Source organism: Cognatishimia sp. (assembly GCF_049116455.1).
Taxonomy (GTDB): domain Bacteria; phylum Pseudomonadota; class Alphaproteobacteria; order Rhodobacterales; family Rhodobacteraceae; genus Cognatishimia.
Genome location: NZ_JAGDYW010000005.1, coordinates 344,348 through 361,856 on the forward strand (window position 1 = coordinate 344,348; position 17,509 = coordinate 361,856).

Consider the following 17,509-nt stretch of genomic DNA (forward strand, 5'->3'; position numbering starts at 1 on the left):
GTGCGCCAACGGTGCCCTGCTTCCATGCTCGGACCGTTGTTATGCCCGATGCCATACGTCAAAAAGAGGTCATTTCATTGAGGCGTGCGACATAGCGAGCCAAAGTGTCGATCTCGAGATTTACTTGGTCGCCGGTTTTCACATCCCCCCAAGTGGTCACCTGTTGGGTGTGCGGGATCACATTGATGCCAAAGTCACAGCCATTCACTTCGTTCACTGTCAAAGAAGTACCATTCAACGTAACAGACCCTTTCTCAGCGATGAACTTTGCTAGTTCCTTGGGAGCTCGGAAGGTGATCCGCGTGCTATCCCCTTCGTCTGTCATCTTAACAATTTCAGCAACACCATCGACATGACCAGAGACGATATGCCCACCCAGCTCGTCGCCGACCTTGAGCGCACGCTCTAGGTTCACGCGTTTACCTTCAACCCACGCCGCGAGGTTGGTTTTGGAGACGGTTTCGGCTGAGATTTCGACGTCATACCAACTGTCACCTAAAGCAATTACCGTCAGGCAAACACCATCCGAAGCAATGGACGCGCCCATGTCGATGGTCGAGGTATCATAAGCGGTTTCAATCCGAGCACGCAGATCTCCGCGCTGTTCGAGTTCGCGAATAATGCCAATATCGGAGATGATTCCAGTGAACATATCTGGCCTCGTTGCCTAAATCTAAATCGTGCTTCACAGGTAACGTCCCGGCTTTAAATAAACAAGCCGCCTTACTTTCGCCCTAGAGGTTAATTAACGTCATTGAAAAGGTGGCGCGATAAGCTGCCAAAAATCGAGAGCCAAATAACGGCTAAGGTAAACGGCACGAGCAGAGTAATGTTGCAAGCAGGCGGCGCAGATCGCGTCTTTCTCTTTCTTCAAGGGCCTCATGGACCCTTCTTTCAAGGCCTCGCTAAGATGCTCGGCCGATCTGGCGCGCAGTGCTGGCGCGTTGGCTTTAACGCGGGTGATGCGTTTTTCTGGAAAGATCGCGACCGGTTCATCCCGTTCAAAGAACAACCTGATACTTGGGGTGCCTTTTTCACTGATCTCATCGAAGATAAGTCCGTGACCGATATCGTGCTCTATGGCGATGTTCGCGACATTCACGCCGAGGCCATCACCATTGCAAAATCACGCGGTCTCAAAATTCATATCTTCGAAGAAGGTTACCTGCGCCCGTTTTGGATCACCTACGAACGCGACGGGTCTAACGGCAACTCGCGCTTGATGGATATGACGATCCCAGAAATGCAAAAGGCCCTGGAAGGGTCCGATCTAGATCCGCCGATGCCGCCAAGCCACTGGGGAGATATGCGCCAGCATGTGTTTTACGGCGCGCTGTACCATTGGTTTGTGATGTTCCGAAATCAGGCGTTTAAGAATTTCAAACCACATCGCGTGCTGAATGTGCGCCAAGAATTCCGCCTTTATCTACGCCGCCTATTGCGCATGCCGGTCCATGCCGCTGAACGCCAGATTGCAACCCGCCGCGTAAAGCACGGAGGCTTCCCTTACCATCTGGCGCTTTTGCAGCTGGAACATGACTCGAGTTTTCAAAAGCATTCCCCATTTGATACGATGGCTGAGTTCCTAGAGTTGGTGATTGAAAATTTCGCCAAAGGTGCCCCGCCGCACCATCATTTGGTAATCAAAGCCCACCCACTGGAAGACGGTCGCATCCCAATGCGCCGCACCATCAAGCGGTTGGCAGAAGAGCATGGCGTTTCTGACCGCCTGCACTTTGTGCGCGGCGGTAAGCTTGCACAATTGTTAAAGGATGCGCGTACGGCGGTGACAGTGAATTCGACTGCAGGTCAGCAGGTTCTTTGGCGCGGTATTCCGCTCAAGATTTTTGGTAAGGCGGTTTATGATCAGCCAGAATTTATCGCCAACCAACCCCTGCAGCAGTTTTTCGCAGGCGCCATACGACCAGATATGACCGCTTATCGCGAATTTCGCCGGTTTTTATTGGAAACCAGTCAGGTGAATGGCGGGTTTTATTCGCGTCGAGGCCGCCGCAAATTGATGCGCCAAGTGGTTGATATGATGTTGTCAGCAGAAGATCCGTATCAGGCGCTGGCCTCGGGTACAGCGGCCCCAAGGCAACAGTTGCGTGCGGTGAAATAACCCCCACGCAGTCTAGCGCTAGATTTTATTCCCAATTTCGGCTAACTTAGCTTCAAAAATATAAACCGAGGCAGAAATAGGTCGAGGAGACCGAGCAGTGAAACCCCAAACATCTCGTTGGGCGAAGGGTGTCGCCCTGATTGCGGCTTTGGCCGTTGTATCATCATGTGGCCTGCCCCGCCCGGGCCCAAATAAGCGTGAAATTTTTGCAGGCTCCGTGCAGCAAAAAGGCGATGCTTTTGTCATTTCTGTAAATGACCGTGTCAGCCGAGCAACCGCAGTGGCCCCTGCCCTTGGGTTTTCCCAAGGGTTTAAGAACGCAGGCACTCTTGGATCAGATACGATCCGACCTGGCGATGTGCTGTCCCTGACAATCTGGGAAAACGTCGATAAACCTTTGCTTGGTCCTGAAGGCCAGGTCGCAGCCGTGCTTGAAGAAGTTCAAGTTGATGGTGCGGGCTTTATTTTTGTCCCCTATGCGGGCCGCATTCGCGCTGCAGGCAATACGCCCGAAGCCATCCGTCGTATCATCAAAAGCAAACTCGAAGATCAGACCCCTGATCCACAGGTTGAAGTACGCCGCGCCGCAGGCGACGGTGCAACCGTATCAGTTGTCGGCACCGTTGGTGCGCAGGGTGTCTATCCGATTGAACGCCCAACCCGCACTTTGGCGGCCATGCTGGCACAATCCGGTGGCGTGACAATCGAGCCTGAAATCGCGCAGGTCACTGTGCTACGCAAAGGCCATACCGGAAAAATCTGGTTCCAAGACCTTTATGACAATCCACATTTGGACATCGCGCTGCGTGGCGGTGACCGCATTTTGGTTGAGGCAGACACACGATCCTTCACAGCCCTGGGGGCCACCGGCACACAAAGTCGCGTGACCTTTGAAAGCCAAAACCTTTCCGCCATCGAAGCGATTGCGCAGGTAGGTGGCTTGAACTCGGCAGCAGCTGACCCGAAAGGCGTCTTCATTTTCCGCAATGAACCAGCGCCCGTAGCGAACCAAGTCTTGGGCCGAGATGATCTGATTGGTGCGCAGCGCATGGTCTATGTGCTTGATTTAACTGAACCTAACGGCATGTTTAACGCACGTGATTTTGTCGTACGGGATGGCGATACGCTTTATGTGACTGAAGCGCCGTTCACTCAGTGGGATAAGACGATCTCGTCTATCACCGGTTCGGCAGCCTCCGTCAGCTCGCTGCAATCCGTGGCGACTGGTGGCTGATGCACCCTTCGTATGAAGATGACATTCAAACCGCCGGGGAGCCAACTTCCCGGCGGCTTTTTGTATATAACGGTGGCTTTTTAACGCAGCGCCGTATTCGACGTATTCTATCCTTATGCGGTTACCAAATCAGTCTTGGCCTTCCCGGTCCCGAAGACTTGGTTGGTGTTTGGGGGCAAAGCCCAACGGCATATCGCGGAGAAAAAATCGCTACGGATCGGGGAAATGACATTCTGCGCGTGGAAGACGCCTATCTGCGCTCGCTCTTTCCTGGGGCAAAAGGCGAGCCTCCTGTGGGGCTCTTTTTGGATCAGAAAGGTGTGCATTTCGATCCCAGCACACCGAGTGATCTTGAAGTACTTCTGGCCAGCCATCCCCTTGATGACACAGCGCTTTTAAACCGTGCACGCGGATGTATTGCGCGCATCAAAGACGCCCATCTCAGCAAATACGCCGCCAATCCGGTTGATGTGAAGCCACCGGAGCCGGGCTATGTTTTGGTAATTGATCAGACCCGTGGCGATGCTTCGGTTACAGCCAGTGGTGCGAGTGACGCGCATTTCAAAGAAATGCTGGTTATGGCGCAGGAAGAGCACCCCGGCGCGCGCGTTGTGATCAAAACCCACCCTGAAACGCAGCACCGTATTCGCCCCGGTTATTTTTCTGAGGCGGACTGCAATGAGCGGATTTCACTTTGGGACGCGCCGATCAGCCCTTGGGCACTCTTTGACGGTGCTGTCGGGGTATACACCGTCTCTTCGCAGATGGGATTTGAGGCGCTGTTTGCTGGCCATAAGCCCCGCATCTTTGGACAACCCTTCTATTCGGGCTGGGGTCTAACGCAAGACGAACGCCCAGTACCGCGACGCCATCGGCAACTGACCAAAGCGCAAATATTTGCTGCGGTCATGATCCTTTATGCTCGCTGGTATGATCCGTATCGAGATCAGCTGTGTGAACTTGAAGACGTGATTGCAGAGTTAGAAGCCCAAACCCGCTCTTGGCGCGAAGACCACAAAGGATGGGCTGCGCATGGCGTCCGCCTTTGGAAGCGCGGGCATTTTCAGAAATTCTTTGGGCGCTACATCAAAATGCGGTTTGAGCAACCTGCTGATACCGAACTTCCAAATATGACTTGGGGCTCAAAAGAAGGTCCATCAGGCACAACACGCGTCGAAGATGGTTTCCTGAGGTCGCGGGGGCTTGGGGCCGAGCTGATCCCCCCTCTGTCTTTGATTTGTGACACCACCGGGATCTACTACGACCCATCAAAACCCAGCGACATGGAAGCCCAAATAGCGCGACGTGCTGAACTGCGGCCGGATCAAGACCTTAGGGCACAGAAGCTTATTGAAAGCCTGCGAACACTTGGGGTGAGCAAATATAATCTGGATGGCGATCATCCGGATCTGCCAAACGGACCTCTCATTCTCGTGCCGGGGCAAGTCGAAGATGATGCTTCTATCATTTGTGGCACCGAAGACGTATCTACCAATCGCGCATTGCTTGAGGCCACTCGCACGGCGCACCCAGACGCAATGATCATCTATAAACCGCATCCTGACGTCGTCGCCGGACTGCGCGAAGGCGTGGTCTCTGATGCAGATTTGATTGCAGATATAGTGGTCGAAAGCGCGGATATGGCTTGGTTATTGGGTCAGGTGCATGAGGTCTGGACGATGACCTCACTCACAGGGTTTGAGGCGCTCATTCGTGGCTGCAAAGTCACCACGCTTGGGGCACCGTTTTATGCCGGTTGGGGACTCACCCATGACCTTGGAAAAGTTCCATTGCGCAGGCAAGCTGAGGTTTCCTTGACTGGATTGGTTCACGCAGCCCTCATTGACGCGCCCAGATACTATGATCCGGTTACAAGACAGCCATGTAGTGTTGAGGTTATTGTTCAGCGACTTTCAGAAAACCGACTTCCTAATCCCGGATTGGGAAACAGGCTCCTTGCGAAAGCGCAGGGGCTGTTCGCCAGCCGTACTAGCCTATGGCGTTAAGACGACGCTCTGCGCCAGATGGTTAAAACATCTGGACCCACACGACGCTGGCCGGATAAAGTGAACTTCGGTGCCATTGCAAGCCGCTCTAGGCCCAATGCACCAACTCCCGGAAACCCTTCGGCTCCAATCACTGATCCCGCGCTGAACACGATCAGCTCATCCACCAAATCTGCAGTCAGAAGCGACGCTGCCAGCCCGCCTCCGCCTTCACAGAACACACGTGTCAGCCCTTTGCTGCCCAACGCCTGCAAAACAGAAGCAGGCGACAGCTGCCCGCCTTCTAATTCGCAAGCCATCAATCCCGCACCAAGCCCTTCCCATGTGCGCATCAACTCAACGTCGGCATCATGCCCATGCGCCAGCCAAACAGGTACTTCTTTCGCAGTGCGTGCTAGGGTGCTCATCAGTGGCAAATCCAACCGACGAGAAACCACAACCCGGACCGGTTGATGATCTATACCAATGTCCCGCACGGTCAACGATGGATCATCCGCACGCGCAGTTCCGCCCCCCACCATGACAGCATCATGGCGCGCGCGCATCATATGCACTGCGCGGCGCGCTTCAGGGCCAGTGATCCATTGGCTCTCACCTGTCGCCGTTGCGATCCGACCGTCCAATGTTTGGGCCAGCTTGAGTGTTACAAACGGCCGCCCCTGTTCGGTCTTTAGGAAAAACCCTTGTAGATCGCGAACGGCTTCTTCAGCCATGACGCCCTGTGTGACTTCGATGCCGGCATCCTGCAGCATCTGAAAGCCTTTGCCCGATACGCGGCCATCACTGTCCTCAACTGCCACCACAACCCGTGCCACCTGCGCTGCAATCAGGGCTTCTGCGCAAGGAGGCGTTTTGCCGTGATGAGAACAAGGCTCCAACGTCACATATGCCGTCGCACCTTTTGCGGCCGCGCCAGCTTGCGCCAAGGCAACCGGCTCTGCGTGTGGTCGACCTCCGGACTGGGTCCAGCCGCGCCCAACAATGCGTTCATCCTTGACGATCACGCAGCCAACCGCAGGGTTGGGCCATGTCCGCCCTTGCCCACGCCGCCCCAGTTCAAGGGCGAGCGCCATATAGCGTCTGTCTGTCTGGGTCACTCTTCTGGCTTTATGTTCGGCCGGAGTTCAGAAACGAATTTGTCGAAATCATCTGCGGCCTGGAAGTTCTTATAAACGCTCGCAAAACGCACATAGGCAACAGTGTCGATGCGGGCCAAGGCCTCCATCACGATCTCACCGATTTGCTTAGAGCCAATATCGGTTTCACCCATGCTTTCCAAACGGCGCACAATGCCAGAGATCATCTGATCAATGCGCTCGGGCTCGACCGGGCGTTTCTGCATTGAAATACGGATAGAGCGTTCGAGCTTATCGCGGTCAAAATCTTCGCGGCGTCCGCTGGATTTCACGACAACTAGATCGCGCAACTGCACGCGTTCATATGTTGTGAACCGTCCACCGCAAGACGGACAAAACCGCCGTCGCCGGATCGAAACGTGATCCTCCGCTGGGCGGGAATCTTTCACCTGTGTATCAACATTTCCGCAAAACGGGCAGCGCATGACGGTCCCCCACTGTCTTTAAGCTGTACTGTTGTCCTTGGTCTTGATCAGTCCCAATTGGGCCAATTCCAAAGTTATCCACAGCCACTATAGGGCGTACGCTAGAGTTTGGGTAGAGGGGAAATGCATCCCCAATATCGTGGGCGAAACTTAGGCCAGATGGGCTACTACGTTCCGCGTATGGGGGGCGTTTCTGTGCTCAAACAGGTAAATCCCTTGCCATGTTCCAAGCACAGGCCGCCCATCACTGACTGGAATCGACAAGCTGACCGGCATCATCGCGGCTTTGATATGCGCAGGCATATCATCTGGTCCTTCGTAGGTATGCGTCAGGTATGACATCGACGGGTTTGTCGTGGGCGGCACCAAACGATGAAAGAAAGCCCGAAGGTCGCTCTGCACTTCAGGGTCAGCGTTTTCTTGGATCAGCAACGAACAAGAAGTGTGACGCGAAAAGAGCGTCAAGAGACCTTGATTTATGCCCTGTTTGGCGGCCCAACGGGTCACTTCACGGGTGAATTCATAAAGGCCTTGGCCCTGGGTTGAGATACTAAACACGGTCTGCATAGCGTCACCCTGAAACCAGAAGCGGGAAAAGGCAAGTCCCATCCGATGTGAGATGGAAAACGACGCGTTAACCAATTCACCGAATTTTAATTAACTTTTATTCATGCGGCCCCTAGCCTGTTAACACTTTGTTAACCAACGAGCCTTTGAGCAGGAGGAGCAGATATGTTGCGATCCGCATTACTCGCTTCAGCAGTTGGCGCAATGCCGTCCAGCGCTCAGGAAGGATTTATTGAACGTTTCAAATCCTTGAACTCCGACCGCTGGTACGTTGCTGAATACGATTTCAGCCACCCAAGTTTTGACACGGATTGGCGAAAGAGGAATGCCCGTATTGACGACGGTTTACAACTGAAGCTGTTGCCACATGTTATGGGGCAAAACGGCTTTGCTGGCGCTTCAATCCGCACTCATAAAACTCTGCACTACGGCGATTATAGTGCCAAGATGCAAGCTGCTCGCGGGGATGGATTGGTGACTGGCGTTTTCACCTACACTGGCCCCTATTACGGGACCCGCCATGATGAAATTGACATTGAGATCCTGGGACGAGACACCACCAAATTGCATGTGGCATGGTTTGTCGATGGCAAACTCAACCAACGCGACATCCCACTTGGCTTTGATGCTGCAGATTGCATTCATACATATCGCTTCAAATGGCAAGAGGATCGCATTGCTTGGTTAGTAAATGATCAAAAAGTGTTCGAAACCACGACACGGGATGCACCATTGCCGAAAGTTGCAGGTCGGTTTTACGCCAACCTTTGGGCCGCTGATGAATCGATATCAAATTGGGCCGGGCATACGCGGCCAGATCAACGCGCATCGGCTTTGATCCAAGAACTCAGGTTCGAGCCGCTTAAAGAACAAGAACTAACACATTGACTTTAAGGTGGAATATCAAAACAGGCGCTCGCCCATTTGATCAATTAACATCTTGGCTTTGCGGATGGCGGCTTCATTTGCAGCCTCTTCGGACTGAAACGTGTCTGCCCTGATCATCTGGTGCACTTTGAGGTCGCCCCCAATTTCTTTTTCAATCCGCGCCCCCAGACGGAACGTTCCGCCGTCCTTCTGTGAGGTTGAAAAAATCAGAAATCCCTCATGGGTTTCAGGTTCTGGCGCTTTTGCCTCTGCACCACCAAAGAGTTTTTTCAGAAAAGACATAACCATTCCCCCTAAAGGCAATACGCCCCCAAGTTTCCTTGGGGGCGCATTTTGAATTACTGATCCAGGAAGCTGCGCAGCTTGCGGCTGCGGCTTGGGTGCTTCAGCTTACGCAGCGCTTTCGCTTCGATCTGACGAATACGTTCCCGTGTCACGCTGAACTGCTGCCCCACCTCTTCCAAAGTGTGGTCGGTGTTCATGCCAATCCCGAAACGCATACGCAGAACACGCTCTTCACGTGGTGTCAGAGATGCCAGAACGCGGGTGGTGGTTTCCTTCAGGTTTTCCTGAATGGCGGAATCCAGCGGAAGAACCGCGTTTTTGTCTTCGATGAAATCACCGAGCTGCGAATCTTCTTCATCACCAATTGGCGTTTCAAGAGAGATCGGCTCTTTGGCGATTTTCATCACCTTACGCACCTTCTCAAGTGGCATTTGCAGCTTGGCTGCCAATTCTTCCGGCGTTGGTTCGCGACCGATTTCATGCAGCATCTGACGGCCAGTCCGTACCAGTTTGTTGATCGTTTCGATCATGTGCACTGGAATACGGATGGTGCGCGCTTGGTCGGCAATCGAGCGGGTGATGGCCTGACGGATCCACCATGTCGCATAAGTCGAGAATTTATAGCCGCGGCGGTATTCAAATTTGTCCACGGCCTTCATCAGACCAATGTTACCTTCTTGAATAAGATCAAGGAATTGCAGGCCACGGTTCGTGTATTTTTTCGCGATAGAAATCACAAGACGCAGGTTCGCCTCGACCATTTCTTTCTTGGCCTGACGGGCCTCTTTTTCACCCTTCTGAACCTGCTGCACAATGCGACGGAATTCAGGGATATCCAGACCAATGTATTGACCGACTTGCGCCATGTCGCCACGCAGTTCTTCGACCTTATCAACAGAGCGTTCCATGAACATCTGCCAACCACGGCCAGGCTTTTGCGACATTTCCTCGACCCATGTCGGGTCAAGTTCACGGCCACGATAAGCTTCGATGAACTCACGGCGGTTGATACGGGCTTGGTCGGCCAGTTTCACTATCGAGCTATCGATCGACATGATGCGACGGTTAATGCCGTAAAGCTGGTCAATCAGCGCTTCAATACGATTGTTGTGCAAGTGAAGCTCGTTCACCAGCTCAACGATCTCGGCACGCAGGACTTGGTATTTGTCTTCTTGCTTGGAAGAGAACGTATCGTCTTCGTTCAGGGTTGCGGAAATCCGGCTATCCTGCATTTCAGACAACATCGCATAGTCATCAGCAATGCGGTCCAGCATCTCAAGAACGCGTGGCTTCAGCGCTGCTTCCATGGCCGCGAGGGACAGGTTTGCCTGTTCGTCCTCATCGTCATCGTCGTCATTAGCAATCGGGTTGCCATCCGCGTCGAGCTCTTGTTCTTTTTCTTTCTTCTCAGCGTTCTCACCACTAGTGCTGGTAACGCTTTCTTCTTCGTCGTCCCCCATCTGGTCACCAAAGGTGGTTTCCAGATCGATAACGTCGCGCAGAAGAATGTCTTCGGACAGAAGTTCGTCGCGCCAGATGGTGATCGCTTGGAACGTCAGCGGGCTTTCGCAAAGCCCAGCGATCATCGTATTGCGACCAGCCTCGATGCGTTTCGCAATCGCGATCTCACCTTCACGGGACAGCAGCTCAACAGAGCCCATCTCGCGCAGGTACATCCGCACAGGATCGTCGGTACGATCCAGCTTTTCAGAGGTGCCAGAACCAAGCGTGACTTCGCGGTTTGCAGAAGAGGTATCCACCAAGGCAGTGGTCTTTTGCTCTTCTTCTTCGACTTCTTCGTCTTCGATAATGTTGATGCCCATTTCAGACAGCATCGACATCACGTCTTCGATTTGCTCAGAATTCACCTGATCCGGCGGTAGAACAGAGTTCAGGCGGTCATAAGTGATGTAGCCCTTCTCCCGCGCCTCAGCGATCATTTTCTTGACCGCGGTTTGGCTCATATCAAGAGAGATTTCCGCGTCCTGATCGTCGGGCTTACGGTCGTCGTTGTCTTTTGCGGCCATTTGCTGCTCCTGCAAAGTGAGGCGTAGGTGATTCGTAATACGAATCAATAGCGCGAATAAGTGATTCGTCCACCTACATACCCTGATTCGTTAGGGAATTCTTCCACAAACGGTACGGGTGTCTACCCCTCGCGTTTGCCAAACCCGATTCTCTCCATCAACGCGTCCAATGCGGCGCGTTCGTCTTTATCAATCGGCGCACCATTGTCGCCAACTTCGTATTCAGCAGAGTCTTCTTGCATGCTCCGCAAAGCTTTGTTGCGTGCTTCTGCAGCCTGACCCAATCGCCACGTCACCGCCTCGTCTGAAGCATCCCGCAAATCCTCTTCGGCTTCAGCCAATTCCGCCTGCCATCCGGCCTCTGCGGTAAGTTTTTGCAGCTCTTCAGAAACGGTTTGCCGCGCCAACTCGATGTCCCCTGGGCGGCGTACCGGCGGTGCAATACGCACATGTGGATGGCTCATGAGGAAATCAAGAGCTTCAGGGCCCATCGCATCCTCAATCACGCCGCGCAGATCCTGAACGCCGCGATGCGCCTGTCGCAACAGCAAATCACGCAAGAAGTTATGATCGCTGTCCTGACATACCAGACGGTCCAGACCTTCTTCGAATTCATCCAATACAGCTGGGTTTGCGATGATCGACGCCATGATCACCGCTTCGCGCATGTGGCGATGACGCGCTTCATCTGCCGAGACAACAAGCGAAGCCTTGGTGGCCCCCTTTGCTCCCGTTGGAACCCATTTGCCAAACTTCTTGGATTGGCCCGGACGGAATGTGCCACTCTTTTTGCCCCCCCCTGAAGGGCGGAAGAGTTGCCAGCGCAGATCTTTGATGGCTTGCCCGTAATGGGCGCGGATCGACGGATCTTTGATTAATTTGATCTTTTCGCGCAGCGCTTTATCGAGTGCGGCCTTGCGTTCAGGGCTATCAAAGTTCTTGCCTTCGATCTCTCGTTCCCAAAGCAGGTCCACCATCGGGCGGGCTTGATCCAATACGGCCTGAACGGCCTTGGCCCCCTTGGCTTTGATCAAATCGTCCGGGTCCTGCCCTTCAGGCATCATTGCAAAACGCAGACTTTGTCCGGCTTCCATCATGGGTAGCGCCAAATCAATCAAACGCAGGGCGGCACGCACCCCAGCTTTGTCGCCATCTAAAGCAATGATCGGCTCAGGTGATACGCGCCATAGCATCTGCAACTGGTTTTCCGTGACTGCAGTGCCGAGCGGCGCCACTGCCCCGCCAAACCCAGCCTCAACCAAGGCGATCACATCCATATAGCCTTCGGCCACAACCAACGGCTGTCCTTTGCCGGCGGCTTGGCGTGCCGGACCAAGATTATAAAGGTTGCGCCCTTTATCAAAGAGCGCCGTCTCTGGGCCGTTTAGGTATTTCGCCCGTGCATTTGGGTCTAGGGCACGACCTCCCATGGAAATGCAACTCCCACGGGGGTCGCGGATTGGGAAGGTAATACGGCCACGGAAACGATCATAAGGCGCGCGTCCATCGTCTGGCACCGCCGCGAGCCCGGCATCAATCACCAGTTTCGGGTCAATGCCCTTGCCAGTGAGATGTTTGAAAAGTTGATTGCCGTCTGGCGCATAGCCTATGTCAAACATATCCTGCGTGGCTTGGCTCATGCCGCGTCGTTCCAGATAAGCTCGTGCCTCTGCCGCCGCACCGGTTTTCAGCGACATGCGGAAAAATTGGACGGCCTGTTCCATCACATCCGACAGAGTTGCGCGCTTGTCGGCCTGCTGTTGCGCGCGCGGATCCCGGTCAGGCATTTGAAGCCCGGCCTCATCAGCAAGGATTTTGACGGCCTCAACGAAGCTTACGTTTTCGGTTTCCTGCACAAAATTGATCGCGTCCCCTTTGGCCTGACAGCCAAAGCAGTAATAAAACCCTTTTTGGTCATCCACATGAAAAGACGCGGTTTTTTCGTGGTGAAAAGGGCACGGAGACCACATATCCCCCTTGCCCGCATTGGACTTGCGATTGTCCCACATCACTTTGCGGCCGACCACCTGCACAAGGCTGGTGCGGGTGCGCAATTCATCGAGAAAGGCAGGTGTGATGCTCATGACGTACTATAGGAACGCGCCGCTTGGCATGTCCAGCGCGGTGCTTGGTTTGAAGGTTGATATCGTGGTTAACAGCAGATCAGCTCGGATCAATGATCCACGCAGGCTTCTGCGTATTTTTTGCCCGGCTCAAAAGTGAGCTCTTGTTCTGTCAGAGAATACACCCAACCAGAGAGAAATTGCACTGTGGGCTGATAGCGTTCTTCAACTGCGTATTTGCCTTGTGTCAGCGTCTTGATTGCACGTTTTTCGCGTTTGCCGTCCTGACGAAGTTCCACCAACTGAGTGACAATGGCGCCCAGCGCATCGCATTGATCTTGCTTGGCCTGTTTTGCCTCATCTGCCTGAGCAAATGTTGCCGCCAATAGAAATCCCAATGTCAAACCAATGCGCATAGATGTCTCCAGATCTTTGCACCAAACATGCCTGCGCCAGCCTTCCTCTGCAACCAGAAAAGCCCGCCGAAGCGGGCCTTTCCATTCACAATCGTTTGCAGATCAAAGACCTTTGGCGTGATAGCTTGCAGCCACTTTTTCAATGGAAACAAGATAGGCCGCAGTGCGCAAATCGGTCACGTTGTCCTGTTCATGCCAGCGATTTCGCATGGCCTGATAGGCTGTCCGCATCGTGTCATCCAAGCCAGAGCGTACCAGTTCAAGTTCGCCTGCACCCTTCAAATACTTATCTTTGAAGTTCGGCGACATTGACCATGCATCCCCTAGATAATCATCCAAACGCTGCAATTCGTCGATCACCAACTGATGGCGTGCCTCTTCTTGGCGACGTTGCATCCGTCCAAAACGGATATGGCTTAGGTTCTTGACCCACTCAAAATAGGACACCGTTACACCGCCAGCGTTGGCATACATGTCAGGAATAATCACAGTGCCTTTTTCGCGCAGGACGTCATCAGCACCTGCGGTCACCGGACCGTTCGCAGCCTCGATGATCAAAGGCGCTTTGATCTTTGCCGCATTGGAAAGATTAATCACCCCTTCAAGCGCCGCAGGGATCAGGATGTCGCAGTCTTCTTCAAGAACTGCAGCGCCATTTTCCACATAGGTCGCGCCAGGAAAGCCTTTGACGCCTCCGTGCTTCATGATCCAGTCACGCACCGCATCCACATCCATGGATTTGTCGCTGACCAAAGCACCATCGCGTTCGATGATCCCAACAATCTGTGCGCCATCTTCCTCTTTGAGGAATTTAGCCGCGTGATAACCCACGTTACCAAGACCCTGAACGACAATGCGTTTGCCGTCGAGCGTACCGCTCATACCGGCCTTTTCGATGTCACGTTTATCCCGGAAGAATTCTTGCAAAGCATACTGGACACCTCGACCAGTGGCTTCGACACGACCAGAGATACCGCCGGCATTCAGTGGCTTACCAGTGACACAGGCTTTGGCATTGATATCAGTGGTATTCATCCGCGCATATTGATCGGCGATCCATGCCATTTCACGCTCTCCTGTGCCCATATCCGGCGCAGGTACGTTTTGGGATGGGTGGATCAAATCACGTTTGGCCAACTCATAAGCAAACCGACGCGTGATCTGCTCAAGTTCATGCTCTTCATATTCACGTGGGTCGATGCACAACCCACCTTTGGACCCCCCAAAAGGAGCTTCAACCAAGGCACATTTGTAGGTCATCAGAGCTGCAAGCGCTTCGACCTCGTCCTGGTTGACACCAAGGGAGTAACGAATACCGCCTTTCACCGGCTCCATATGTTCTGAATGCACCGAGCGATAGCCGGTGAAAGTATGAAGGCTACCACGCAGACGCACCCCGAAGCGTACTGTGTAGGTCGCATTGCATACCCGTATTTTCTCTTCCAATCCCGGCGACAGGTCCATCAAGGACACGGCGCGGTTGAACATCATATCGACACTTTCACGGAAACTGGGCTCTTTTATAACGCTCATCTTATTCCTCCCGACAAGCTTGTGCGCGACTCTGGGTCGCAGGCAGCTCCACCCTACGCGGGTTTCGCAGTAAATGGCGAGAGACGAACGCCCAAAAATTAATCAGTTTGAAAACTTTTTTAAAAAGCTCTTCCAAATTGTGGCGCGCGCCTCGTGGTTTCTAATACAGAAACAGTTGCACAGCTTTACAGAAACCGTCGCTCAAAAAAGGGTTAATGCCTCTAAATCAGGCGTAAAAAGACGCAAAAGCCCCTTATTTCGTCTAAATTAGGCCCAAATCCCCTGTCAGACCTTATCGCGAGCAAATGTAACTTGAGCCTGCATGAATTGGCTCATTGGGGCGTAACGAACGAGGGACAGTATGGGACACCCTTTTAAAGGAAACTGGGCGCAAGCTCAGAGCATCGCTTCTCGGTTCCGCCGAGAAGAAGATGGAACAATGTCGCTTCTGACAATGTTCATCTTTGTGCTGGTTATTATGGTTGGCGGCATCGCCGTTGACGCCATGATGGCTGAGATGCGACGCACACAGCTTCAAGATACTCTAGATCGTGCAGTACTTGCTGCAGCAGCGCTTGATCAGCCGTTGGCCCCAGAAGTGGTCGTTCAGGACTACCTGGATAACCCACGTTTGGCTGGGACCATCAAAGATTTAGAAGTGAGCGAAGGCCTAGGCTTTAAATCTGTCCGCGCCACAGCCGAAACCACGTTTAAAACAAAGTTTATGCATTGGAATTGGTCCGATCGTATGCCAACCCGCACTGTAGACACAGTCTCAACAGCGAGCGGAGATGAAGCGGCGGTACCAATCCTGGATGAAGAAGGTAATGAAACTGGGAAATCCCAGCTCATCACCGACTACACCAATGCAGATTCGCTAAGATACAACTCCGATGCGATCACTCAGTTCACTCTGAACGCCACCAGCGCTGCTGAAGAGAGCATCGGCAATGTCGAAATCTCTATGGTTCTAGATGTGTCTGGTTCCATGCGATCCAACAACCGCCTGACAAACTTGAAGGTGGCTGCAAAGGATTTCGTGACCACGCTGAATAACACGACCGAAGATGGCAAACTGTCCATTTCGGTGGTGCCTTATGCGGCACAGGTTTCTGCATCAGAAGAGTTGATTCAACACTTCAACGTTTCGTCGGAGCATAGCTATTCAAATTGTGTGCACTTCTCTGCATCCGATTTCAATCAGATGGAATTGGATCCAGCGACACCGCTGACTCGTGCCATGCATTTTGATCCCTGGAACAACGGAGATGGACGCGCCTATAACCCTTCCCGCTTGGTTTGGAGCCCTGTGTGTCCGCCGGCGACGGATAGCAGCCGTGAAATCCTTGTTATGCAAAAGGATCCAACAGTGCTTCATTCCCATATCGATAACCTATGGGCCGGTGGTAACACCTCCATTGATGTCGGTATGAAATGGGGAACCGCCCTGCTTGACGATAGTATCCAGCCTGTGATCGACAATATGATCACAGATGGTCAGGTTCATAGTGACTTTGTGGGTCGCCCGCAGAACAACGATGGCAGCGACACGCTGAAAGTGATCGTCCTGATGACAGATGGCCACAATACATCGCAGTATTATATCCAAGATGATTTCCGCACAGGTGAATCTAACATCTGGTGGAACGACGAGGAAAAGAAATACTCAGTCTATATCGGTGAAGATACCGGTGATGAAGATGGCGACGGCGACTATGCCGAACCCATGTTTTACTGGCCTCATACTGGGCAATGGAAAGATCACGCCTATGGCGAAGGGTCTTACGAAGAAACCCAAACGGTAGATTCTGACGTTTGCAAATCTTATCGTCGCAATGGCACGTGCAAGCGCTATCGCAAGATCCATAAGACAGTGACGGTTAACGAGCCTGGTAGCGCCGAAGTTCTAAACTATCCAGATCTTTGGGCCTACACGTCGATCAAATACAATCTGTACAACCACTATCACCCTTGGATGAACGACAGTCAGGCGAACAGCGATTGGTACTATAGTGTTCGTAGCTCTTACGGCAATAGCACCAAGAATGCGCGTACCAAAGCGATTTGCGATGCCGCAAAAGCAGAAGGTGTCGTGGTCTTTACCATTGGATTTGAGGCCACATCTAACGGCAACAACGTCCTGAAAGACTGCGCAAGTTCGATCAACCACTTCTATGATGTGGATGGACTCGAAATCAGCCAAGCCTTTGAATCCGTTGCATCTTCCATTCGCCAGCTGAGGTTGACACAATGACCTATTTCTTCAAACGTAAACTGGATCACTTCCGTCGTTCTGAAGACGGTATCGTCGCCTTCGACTTTGTCCTGTGGGTTCCATTCTTTCTGTTCGTCATGTTGATGGGCATTGAAGTTGGCCTGGTTGGTGTCAAACACGTCAAACTGGAACGATCTATGGATGCAACCGTGCGTTGGGTGCGCTTGAATACTGGCGCCTCCCCGACACACGATGATCTTAAGGCGATGATCTGCTCAACCAATCCTGTTTCAGACTGCACGGAAAACGTGCAACTAGAAATGGTCAAAATGAACCTGCGTGATTGGCAGAATCTGCCAGAAACTTACCAATGCGTTGATCGTTCAGAAACAGTAGAACCGATGAGCGAACTCAGCCTCGGATTGGACAACGAACTGATGGTTCTTCGTGTCTGCGCTGAATTCAGTAACTTCATGCCTAGCACTGGACTGTACAACCTGTTCATCGGCACGAGCTCATTGTTTATCCCAACCGAAGGCGGCTACGGAAGCATCCGTAAAACCACAGCCTTTGTTCAGGAGCCGAGGTAATC

The 17,509-nt window shown here is 52.8% G+C and carries 15 protein-coding genes; 6 read left to right on the forward strand and 9 right to left on the reverse strand.

Annotated features, from left to right (window positions below; all coding sequences use genetic code 11):
- Window positions 1–58 precede the first annotated feature (58 nt).
- Entirely contained in the window at window positions 59–652 is a 594-nt protein-coding gene (locus JXQ85_RS13675; protein WP_421749496.1) for a riboflavin synthase, read from the reverse strand.
- A gap of 177 nt (window positions 653–829) precedes the next feature.
- Here JXQ85_RS13675 and JXQ85_RS13680 point away from each other — a divergent pair, with 177 nt between their 5' ends.
- The 3 genes from JXQ85_RS13680 to JXQ85_RS13690 all read left to right on the forward strand — a co-directional run bounded on the left by JXQ85_RS13680 (window position 830) and on the right by JXQ85_RS13690 (window position 5,362).
- On the forward strand, window positions 830–2,122 hold the full coding sequence (locus JXQ85_RS13680; RefSeq protein WP_421749497.1) for a capsule biosynthesis protein: 1,293 nt from the start codon (window positions 830–832) through the stop codon (window positions 2,120–2,122).
- Between the two features lie 97 nt (window positions 2,123–2,219).
- A complete protein-coding gene (locus JXQ85_RS13685; protein ID WP_421749498.1) occupies window positions 2,220–3,356 on the forward strand; it encodes a polysaccharide biosynthesis/export family protein in 1,137 nt (378 codons plus the stop codon).
- Window positions 3,356–5,362 (forward strand): capsular polysaccharide biosynthesis protein, encoded by a 2,007-nt coding sequence (locus tag JXQ85_RS13690; RefSeq protein WP_421749499.1) that lies wholly within the window; start codon window positions 3,356–3,358, stop codon window positions 5,360–5,362. The genes JXQ85_RS13685 and JXQ85_RS13690 overlap by 1 nt, the downstream gene beginning before the upstream one ends.
- Here the strand turns inward: JXQ85_RS13690 and ribD are convergent.
- The 3 genes from ribD to JXQ85_RS13705 all read right to left on the reverse strand — a co-directional run bounded on the left by ribD (window position 5,359) and on the right by JXQ85_RS13705 (window position 7,490).
- Window positions 5,359–6,459 (reverse strand): bifunctional diaminohydroxyphosphoribosylaminopyrimidine deaminase/5-amino-6-(5-phosphoribosylamino)uracil reductase RibD, encoded by a 1,101-nt coding sequence (gene ribD, locus JXQ85_RS13695; RefSeq protein WP_421749500.1) that lies wholly within the window; start codon window positions 6,457–6,459, stop codon window positions 5,359–5,361. The genes JXQ85_RS13690 and ribD overlap by 4 nt on opposite strands.
- A complete protein-coding gene (nrdR, locus tag JXQ85_RS13700; RefSeq protein ID WP_421749501.1) occupies window positions 6,456–6,923 on the reverse strand; it encodes a transcriptional regulator NrdR in 468 nt (155 codons plus the stop codon). The genes ribD and nrdR overlap by 4 nt, the downstream gene beginning before the upstream one ends.
- A gap of 150 nt (window positions 6,924–7,073) precedes the next feature.
- On the reverse strand, window positions 7,074–7,490 hold the full coding sequence (locus tag JXQ85_RS13705; protein ID WP_421749502.1) for a secondary thiamine-phosphate synthase enzyme YjbQ: 417 nt from the start codon (window positions 7,488–7,490) through the stop codon (window positions 7,074–7,076).
- Window positions 7,491–7,655: 165 nt separating this feature from the next.
- Between JXQ85_RS13705 and JXQ85_RS13710 the strand changes: the two genes are divergently transcribed.
- On the forward strand, window positions 7,656–8,378 hold the full coding sequence (locus JXQ85_RS13710; RefSeq protein WP_421749503.1) for a family 16 glycosylhydrolase: 723 nt from the start codon (window positions 7,656–7,658) through the stop codon (window positions 8,376–8,378).
- A gap of 15 nt (window positions 8,379–8,393) precedes the next feature.
- Here the strand turns inward: JXQ85_RS13710 and JXQ85_RS13715 are convergent, their stop codons facing one another.
- The 5 genes from JXQ85_RS13715 to JXQ85_RS13735 form a co-directional block, all read right to left on the reverse strand.
- A complete protein-coding gene (locus tag JXQ85_RS13715) occupies window positions 8,394–8,660 on the reverse strand; it encodes an HlyU family transcriptional regulator (protein WP_421749504.1) in 267 nt (88 codons plus the stop codon).
- Between the two features lie 56 nt (window positions 8,661–8,716).
- Window positions 8,717–10,690 (reverse strand): RNA polymerase sigma factor RpoD, encoded by a 1,974-nt coding sequence (gene rpoD / locus JXQ85_RS13720; protein ID WP_421749505.1) that lies wholly within the window; start codon window positions 10,688–10,690, stop codon window positions 8,717–8,719.
- Window positions 10,691–10,812: 122 nt separating this feature from the next.
- Window positions 10,813–12,774 (reverse strand): DNA primase, encoded by a 1,962-nt coding sequence (gene dnaG, locus JXQ85_RS13725; RefSeq protein ID WP_421749506.1) that lies wholly within the window; start codon window positions 12,772–12,774, stop codon window positions 10,813–10,815.
- Window positions 12,775–12,863: 89 nt separating this feature from the next.
- Window positions 12,864–13,169 carry a hypothetical protein gene (locus tag JXQ85_RS13730; RefSeq protein ID WP_421749507.1) on the reverse strand — a complete coding sequence of 102 codons (306 nt, stop codon included), beginning with the start codon at window positions 13,167–13,169 and terminating at the stop codon, window positions 12,864–12,866.
- Between the two features lie 102 nt (window positions 13,170–13,271).
- Window positions 13,272–14,702 (reverse strand): Glu/Leu/Phe/Val family dehydrogenase, encoded by a 1,431-nt coding sequence (locus JXQ85_RS13735; protein WP_421749508.1) that lies wholly within the window; start codon window positions 14,700–14,702, stop codon window positions 13,272–13,274.
- A 439-nt stretch (window positions 14,703–15,141) separates the two neighbouring features.
- On the opposite strand from JXQ85_RS13735, the gene JXQ85_RS13740 reads away from it, so the two are divergent.
- Window positions 15,142–16,956: a pilus assembly protein TadG-related protein gene (locus JXQ85_RS13740; RefSeq protein WP_421749509.1), complete on the forward strand. Its 1,815-nt coding sequence runs from the start codon at window positions 15,142–15,144 to the stop codon at window positions 16,954–16,956.
- Window positions 16,953–17,507, forward strand: coding sequence for a TadE/TadG family type IV pilus assembly protein (locus JXQ85_RS13745; protein ID WP_421749510.1), 555 nt, complete (start codon window positions 16,953–16,955; stop codon window positions 17,505–17,507). The genes JXQ85_RS13740 and JXQ85_RS13745 overlap by 4 nt, the downstream gene beginning before the upstream one ends.
- Window positions 17,508–17,509: the final 2 nt, after the last annotated feature.